The 432-nt window shown below is 59.3% G+C and carries 1 protein-coding gene; it reads right to left on the reverse strand.

The window, feature by feature from the left end:
• On the reverse strand, positions 1-319 hold a 319-nt coding region (locus BQ8794_RS23660), incomplete at its 3' end, for a transposase (RefSeq protein ID WP_174654517.1).
• Between the last annotated feature and the right edge of the window lie 113 nt (positions 320-432).

The following is a 432-nucleotide window of genomic DNA, read 5'->3' on the forward strand; positions in this document are numbered from 1 at the left end:
AGATGATCTTGTCGTCGAAATCGGGAAAGCGGCGCTGGTATTTGGCGATCAGCTTCGGATCGAAGGTCCCGGCCCGGTCGCGCGGGATCGACAGTGTCATCTTCGACGTGCCCGTCAGAACCGACTTCCTCGAATGGCCGTTGCGGCGATTGGCGCTGCCGTCGGTGCGGTCGTCCTCGAGATGCTCGTCGAGTTCAGCGTTCAGAATCCGTTCCGAAAGCGCCTTCTTCAGGTCGTCGAGGAGCCCGTCCTTGGCGAACACCTCGTTGGGATCGCGGCCGGCAAGCAGTTGGTCCAGAAGTTCCTTCTCGATAGCCATGTGATGATTCTCTCCTTTCCATCATCATGGCCTCGCGCACAGAATTCCTGACAGTCCCGCGTGCCCTTGGCCTTGGCTTCCTTGTTGATCTTGCGTCGTGCTTCTTGTGCCCC

It is taken from the genome of Mesorhizobium prunaredense, assembly GCF_900156895.1.
In the GTDB taxonomy this organism is placed as follows: domain Bacteria; phylum Pseudomonadota; class Alphaproteobacteria; order Rhizobiales; family Rhizobiaceae; genus Mesorhizobium; species Mesorhizobium prunaredense.